This window comes from Pseudarthrobacter sp. MDT1-56 (genome assembly GCF_059383555.1).
The window spans coordinates 659,663-666,627 of record NZ_JBWZCK010000001.1 but is presented as its reverse complement, the minus strand read 5'-3'; the positions used below and the strand labels follow the sequence as shown (position 1 = coordinate 666,627).

Sequence of the window (6,965 nt, the reverse complement as noted above, 5' to 3'; positions counted from 1 at the left end):
GGTCGTGACGGCGGCCGCACCACCGGCGGCAGCCGCGACGGCAGCCGCGACACCCGCCGCAGCGGCGGCGCCACCGCCGGCAAGGACAGCGGACGCTCCGGCGACCGCCGTCGTCGTCCGGCCGAGGCTGAAGCCAGCACCGGCCCCGCCGCCGAGGCACCGGCCAGGTCCGCCGCGGCCGCGCCGACCGAAGTCGACCGCGCGACCCGCGCACGCCGTCGCACCCGCACCCGCCGCCACAACGGCGAAGTGGTTGCAGGCGAGGCACAGGCCGGGGCTCCGGCAGGCAGCACCGAGGCCTAAACCCCCTCATGACTGACACCGTCTGGGCGCCGGACGGCAGCAATCTGGTGGTACACGCGGACAACGCGGCGTACCTCCCGACGCTGCCGGACGGCGCCTTCACACTCATTTACGTGGATCCGCCCTTCAACACCGGCCGGGTCCAGAAGCGCCAGGAAACCAAGATGGTGCTCAACACCGGCGGCGACGGCGACCGGGTGGGCTTCAAGGGACGCTCCTATGACACGATCAAGGGCGCGCTGCACAAATACGACGACGCGTTCAGCGACTACTGGACTTTCCTGGAACCGCGCCTCGTCGAGGCCTGGCGGCTGCTCGCCGATGACGGCACCCTCTACTTGCACCTGGACTACCGTGAGGTGCACTACGCCAAGGTCATGCTCGACGCCATCTTCGGCCGCGAGTGCTTCCTGAACGAGATCATCTGGGCCTACGACTACGGCGCCCGCGCCAAGTACCGCTGGCCCACCAAGCACGACAACATCCTCGTGTACGTCAAGAACCCGGCGAAATACCACTTCGACAGCGCCGAAGTGGACCGGGAGCCCTACATGGCGCCCGGACTCGTGACTCCGGCCAAACGCGAACTCGGCAAGCTGCCCACCGACGTCTGGTGGCACACCATCGTCTCCCCCACCGGCAAGGAAAAGACCGGTTACCCGACGCAGAAGCCCGAAGGGCTGGTCCGCCGTGTGGTGGCAGCCTCCAGCCGCCCCGGAGACTGGTGCCTGGACTTCTTCGCCGGCTCGGGCACCCTCGGCGCCGTCGCCGCGAAGCTCGAGCGCAGGTTTGTCTGCGTGGACCAGAACCAGCCGGCCATCGACGTTATGGCCAAGCGGCTCGCCCCGCACGCCGCCTTTACTGTTTTCCCACGGTAGCCCCGTTGCCCTATCACTTTTGGAGGTCATTCCGGCCTGATGGGGACCAAAACTGATAGGTCAACGGGCCGGGTTAGGCCGGGCCGGGACGGGCGGGGGATCCGCTGAGTCAGCGCACCACCGGGGTCCCGGTTCCCAGTTCCTCGATCCGGGCAAACACTTCGGGCGAGGTCAGGTTCTCGCCCAGCCGGTTCGGCTTCCCGGCCCCGTGGTAGTCGGAGGAGCCCGTGACCAGCAGCCCATGCCGGTCCGCGAGTTTGCGCAGGAACGCCCGGCCCTCCTCGGGATTGTCGCGGTGGTTGATTTCCAGCCCGGCCAGGCCGGCGTCGATCATCTCCTGGTAGATGCGCTCCCCCACGATCCGCCCGCGGGCTGATGCCACCGGGTGGGCGAACACCGGCACGCCGCCGGCGGCGTGGACCAGTTCGACGGCGAACGCCGGGTCCGGCGCGTAGTGCTGCACGAAGTAGCGTGAGCGCGAGGTCAGGATGGATTCGAACGCCTCGGTGCGGTCCGCCACCACGCCCGCGGCGACGAGGGCGTCGGCAATGTGCGGGCGGCCCAGGGTCGCGCCGGGAGCCACATGATGGATGACGTCGTCCCAGCTCAGCGGGTAATCCTCGGCCAGCAGGCTGACCATCCGCTCGGCCCGGGTGAAGCGGGCGTCCTTGGCCTTGGTGATCTCCTCCAGCAGTCCGGGGTGCGCCGGGTCGTGCAGGTAGCAAAGGAGGTGCACACTGATCCCCTCCATCGTCCGGCAGGAAATCTCCATCCCGGGAACCAGCGCAACGCCGTGCCCGCGGGCAGCGAGGGTGGCCTCGGCCCAGCCGTCGGTGGAGTCATGGTCGGTCAGGGCGACGACGTCGAGCCCCGCCTCCGCCGCTGAAGCCATCACCGCGCCGGGCGCTTGGGTGCCGTCGGATACATTCGAGTGGGTATGCAGGTCGATCCTCACCTCACCAGCCTAGTAGATCGCCGCCGCGGAGCCCCGGGTGGACGCCGCCGGCCTGTTGGTCTAAGCCGCTCCGCTGGTGAGACTATGGGACGGTGAAAGATGCAGATAACACCCAAGTCTCCGCTTCCCAGCCCCTCGATGAGCGCGTCAACAACCGCTCGCAGCGGCCCAGTTCCGACGCCTTCAAGGCGTTTATGGCCAGCAACTGGGCCCCGTCCCGCGAGCAACTCCCGGAACGCGACGCCGTCGCCGGCCACGCCGCCACCCGCCGGCGCGCCATCTCAGAGCAGTTCAAAGGCGAACGCCTGGTCATCCCCGCCGGTCCGCTGAAGGTCCGCTCGAACGACTGCGACTACCGCTTCCGCCCGCACTCCGGCTTCGCGCACCTCACCGGACTGGGCCTGGACCACGAGCCCGACGCCGTGCTCATCATGGAACCCGTGGAGGCAGGCAAGGGCGACGACGGCGGCCACCATCACGCGACGCTGTACTTCCGCCCGCTGGCCGGCCGCGACACCGAGCAGTTCTACGCCGACTCCCGTTCCGGCGAATTTTGGATCGGCGCCCGTCCCAGCCTGGCCGAGTTCAAGGCCCGCCTCGGCCTGGACACCGCGGACATCAGCGAACTCGAACTTGGTATCACCAAGAACGTGGGCGCCCCCGAGATCGGCGGGATCTCCATCCGGCTGGTCCGGAAGGTGGACGAGAACATCGACGCCCTGGTGGATACGGCCCGCTACAACACCGCCAAGGACCCGGAGAACCTGGACCTGGGCATTCTGGACGCCTTGGACGAGAAGCTCTCCGAGGCCCTCTCCGAACTGCGCCTGCTCAAGGATGAGTGGGAAATCGAACAGATGAAGACCGCCGTTGCCGCCACCGTGCAGGGCTTCACCGAGGTCGTCAAAGTCCTGCCGCGGGCACTCACCCACCAGCGCGGCGAGCGGGTCGTGGAAGGCGCGTTCTTCGCCCGTGCCCGGGAGGAAGGCAACGAGCTCGGCTACGACACCATCGCGGCCTCCGGCAACAACGCCACGGTGCTGCACTGGACCCGGAACACCGGCAAGGTCAACGCCGGCGAACTGCTGCTGCTCGACGCCGGGGTCGAGGCGGATTCGCTCTACACGGCGGACATCACGCGCACCCTGCCCGCCAACGGCACCTTCTCCGAGGTCCAGCGCAAGGTCTACGAGGCTGTGCTGGACGCCGCCGACGCCGGTTTTGCCGCCGCCCAGCCCGGCACCCGGTTCCGCGATATCCACACCGCCGCCACGACCGTGCTGGCGGAACGGCTGGCCGCCTGGGGCCTGCTGCCGGTCTCCGTGGAGGAAGCCATCAGCGCCGAGGGCCAGCAGCACCGCCGCTGGATGCCGCACGGCACCAGCCACCACCTCGGCCTCGACGTGCACGACTGCGCCCAGGCCAAGCGCGAACTGTACCTCGACGGCGTCCTCACCCCCGGCATGGTCTTCACGATCGAACCCGGGCTGTACTTCAAGGACGAGGATCTCGCGATCCCGGCGGAATACCGCGGAATCGGCGTCCGCATCGAGGACGACATCCTGATGACCGCCGACGGCCCGGTTAACCTCAGCGCGGCCCTGCCCCGCAAGGCCGACGACGTTGAGTCCTGGATGGCGGGGATCTACCAGGAAGTTGACGGCCCGGCGGCGTAATTCCCCGCTGGCCGGCAGTTACTGACACGTACCGCCACTGACACGAAGAAGGCCTCCGCCCGGATCATTTCGGGGCGGAGGCCTTCTGCGTTGCCGGTTAGTGCTGCGAACCGCCCTCGTCGGGGCCCTGCTTGGGCGCATCGTTGACGCGGACCCCGTATTGCGGGCGGCCGTCCGGAAGGTCCGGGTAGGCGAACCCGGGGGACTTGGGGGCCTCTTCCGGGCCCGTCTCGGCATCGGCAGACGCTGCCAGCTGCTGGGACGGTTCGGCATACTGACCGGCGGCCGGCTGTCCGCCGGGCTGCTGTCCGCCGGGCTGCTGTCCGCCGGGCTGCTGGCCGGCGGCGTCGGGGGTCCGCTGGCCGTAAGGGTCGTTCCACGCCGCGGGGCGCTGCGGGGCGTGGCCCTGCGGGCCCGGCTGCTGGGCATCCTGCCCGGGACCCGGCTGATACGGCTGGTGCTGGTAGTCGCGCTGGGAGTAACCGGCCGATCCGGCGGACGCCGAAGCGTCATGCTGGGTCATCGGAAGCTGGTGGAGCAGCCGCCGCGCCTCGTTCGCCGCCTCAAAGGACACCACGACGTCATAGTTGGTGGCCACCACCTGGCTCGTGGACGTGAAGTCGCGCTTGCCCTTCTGCATGGCATAGGTGACGATGCCGAACAGCATAAAGAACGCCGCGCCCATCAGCACCGACGTCACAATCGAGAAGGCACCGTCGGTCGTGGAGAAGAAGGAGAGCATGATGCCCACGAACAGGCCGAACCACATGCCGCTGAGCGCACCCGACAGGGCAACCCGGGGGTAGGTCAGCCGGCCGGTGACCCGCTCCACCATCTTCAGCTCGTTACCGACGATCGAGACCATCTGCACGGGAAACTGCTGGTCCGCGAGGTAGTCCACCGCCTTCTGGGCATCCAGGTAGGAGTTATAGGAACCAACAGTGTCGCCCTTGGGGACAGTGCGGGCCTCGTCCGGGCCGTTGGGGGCGCCAGCCCTGGGAGCACCAAAAATGTTTGACATACGCCTATTCTTACCTATCCGGCTGGGCACCGGCTGTAAATTCAGCTAAAAGAGAGCGGACTCGGTAGCCTGTACACGTGAGCACAAATCTTTCGCGGGTGTTTGTTGCGCGCCTCCTCGGACTTGACGTCTTTGACCCACTGGGCGACCGTCTGGGCCGGCTGCGCGACGTCGTCGTGCTCTCCCGCGGAACCCGGGGCGCCCCGCACGTGGTGGGCATCGTCGTCGAGGTTCCCGGGAAGAAGCGCGTATTCGTGCCGATGACCCGGATCACCTCGATCGACCAGACCCAGATCATCTGCACCGGGCTGGTGAACCTGCGCCGCTTCGAACAGCGCGGCGCGGAAACCCTCGTGGTGGCCGAGATGTTCGACCGCCGCGTCACGCTCGCCGACGGCAGCGGCGACGCCACGATCGAGGACATTGCGATGGACAAGCACCGCTCCGGCGACTGGTTTGTCAGCAAGCTCTTCGTCCGCCGCGGCCATTCCCTCTCCCCGCTGAGCCGGCTGCGCCGCAACGAGACCCTGATCATTGACTGGGCGGACGCGCAGCAGGGCGCGCGCACGGAGCCCCAGGCCGCCACCCAGTTCGTCGCGACCCACGAGGACCTCAAGCCGGCGGACTTCGCCGAGGCCCTGCAGGAAATGAGCGACAAGCGCCGCTTCGAGGTCGCGAGCGAGCTGCAGGACGAACGCCTTGCCGACGTGCTGCAGGAAATGCCGGAAGGTGACCAGGTGGAGATCCTGTCCGCCCTCGACGTGAACCGCGCCGCGGACGTGCTGGAGGAAATGGACCCGGACGACGCCGCCGACCTCCTCGCGGAACTGCCCAGCGCCCAGGCCGAGGAACTGCTCCAGCTGATGGAACCCGAAGGCGCTGACGACGTCCGCCGGCTGCTGGAATATGACGAGGACACCGCCGGTGGCCTGATGACCCCGGTCCCGGTCATCCTGCCTCCGGAGGCCACCGTCGCCGAAGCCCTGGCCCATGTCCGCCGTGAGGAGCTCTCCCCCGCCCTCGCGTCCTCGATTTTCATTGCCCGGCCGCCGCTGGAGACGCCCACGGGCCGGTTCCTCGGCGTGGTCCACATCCAGCAGCTGCTGCGCTTCCCGCCGCCCGAGCCGCTGGGCAACCTGGTGGACAAGACCCTGGAGCCGGTGTCGGACCAGGCCCATATCAGCGAGGTGGCCCGCACGCTGGCTACCTACAACCTCAACTCGCTCCCTGTCGTCAACAGCGACGGTCGGCTTGTGGGGGCGGTGACTGTTGACGATGTGCTGGATCATCTGCTGCCCGATGACTGGCGCGCCCACGAGGACGATGTCCCGATAAGGAAGCTTGGAGGCCGCATTGGCTGATAACAGCACATCACGGAACCCCCATGTCCGGCCGGGCAGCAAAGCGGCCAAGGGAAGCCTCGATACACCCCTGAGCGGCCGCCAGCGGATCCTGCCGAAGTTCTCCCCCAACCCGGACGCTTTCGGCCAGACCACGGAAGGCTTTGCCCGTTTTATGGGCACGCCGCAGTTCCTGGTCTACATGACGGTGTTTGTCGTCGTCTGGCTGGCCTGGAACACCTTCGCACCGGTGGAGTGGCAGTTCGACTCCCGGGCGCTCGGCTACACCCTGCTGACCCTGATGCTCTCGCTGCAGGCCTCCTACGCCGCGCCGCTGCTGCTCCTGGCCCAGAACCGGCAGGACGACCGTGACAGGGTCTCCCTCCAGCAGGACCGCCAGCGCGCTGAACGTAACCTCTCCGACACCGAATACCTGACCCGGGAACTCGCCTCGCTGCGGATCGCCCTGCGGGAAGTCGCCACCCGCGACTACGTCCGGGCCGAACTGCGCAGCCTGCTCGAGGACATGCTGGAAGCGCAGGAGGAATTGCGCACCCACGATCCCTCCGCCGGGGTCCACGAGTCGCCGCGGGACAAGGTCAAGGAAAAGCTGAAGGAACGCCGCGACAAGCAGCGCAGCCCCCGGACCCAGCAAATCCCCCGGGTCAAGTCCGGCAGCAGGCACGAGCCCAAACCCGCCAAGAATCCCGACACCGCACCGGACACGCTGCAAGGTGCCGGACCGGACAACGCCGGCGCGCCGGCGCACCCCGCCACCCCCGAGAACTGAGC

General features: G+C 68.1%; 6 protein-coding genes and 1 pseudogene. 5 read left to right on the top strand and 2 right to left on the bottom strand.

What is annotated here, in order from left to right:
* Both AC50YC_RS03225 and AC50YC_RS03220 read left to right on the top strand, forming a co-directional pair.
* Positions 1 to 303: pseudogene (locus AC50YC_RS03225) on the top strand (DEAD/DEAH box helicase); the annotation flags it as partial.
* 8 nt (positions 304 to 311) lie between these two features.
* Complete coding sequence (locus AC50YC_RS03220; protein WP_494952155.1) at positions 312 to 1,181, top strand: DNA-methyltransferase; 870 nt, start codon at positions 312 to 314, stop codon at positions 1,179 to 1,181.
* Positions 1,182 to 1,290: 109 nt separating this feature from the next.
* Here AC50YC_RS03220 and AC50YC_RS03215 read toward each other — a convergent pair whose 3' ends face one another.
* The gene (locus AC50YC_RS03215) at positions 1,291 to 2,136 is read right to left on the bottom strand and encodes a PHP domain-containing protein (protein ID WP_494952154.1); all 846 of its coding nucleotides are present in this window, start codon (positions 2,134 to 2,136) and stop codon (positions 1,291 to 1,293) included.
* A gap of 92 nt (positions 2,137 to 2,228) precedes the next feature.
* Between AC50YC_RS03215 and AC50YC_RS03210 the strand changes: the two genes are divergently transcribed.
* On the top strand, positions 2,229 to 3,812 hold the full coding sequence (locus tag AC50YC_RS03210) for an aminopeptidase P family protein (RefSeq protein ID WP_494952153.1): 1,584 nt from the start codon (positions 2,229 to 2,231) through the stop codon (positions 3,810 to 3,812).
* Positions 3,813 to 3,909: 97 nt separating this feature from the next.
* Here AC50YC_RS03210 and AC50YC_RS03205 read toward each other — a convergent pair whose 3' ends face one another.
* Positions 3,910 to 4,833 carry a YflT domain-containing protein gene (locus tag AC50YC_RS03205; protein WP_494952152.1) on the bottom strand — a complete coding sequence of 308 codons (924 nt, stop codon included), beginning with the start codon at positions 4,831 to 4,833 and terminating at the stop codon, positions 3,910 to 3,912.
* Between the two features lie 77 nt (positions 4,834 to 4,910).
* On the opposite strand from AC50YC_RS03205, the gene AC50YC_RS03200 reads away from it, so the two are divergent.
* Positions 4,911 to 6,194 carry a magnesium transporter MgtE N-terminal domain-containing protein gene (locus AC50YC_RS03200; RefSeq protein ID WP_354169589.1) on the top strand — a complete coding sequence of 428 codons (1,284 nt, stop codon included), beginning with the start codon at positions 4,911 to 4,913 and terminating at the stop codon, positions 6,192 to 6,194.
* Complete coding sequence (locus AC50YC_RS03195) at positions 6,175 to 6,963, top strand: DUF1003 domain-containing protein (RefSeq protein WP_494952151.1); 789 nt, start codon at positions 6,175 to 6,177, stop codon at positions 6,961 to 6,963. Before AC50YC_RS03200 ends, AC50YC_RS03195 begins: the two co-directional genes overlap by 20 nt.
* Positions 6,964 to 6,965: the final 2 nt, after the last annotated feature.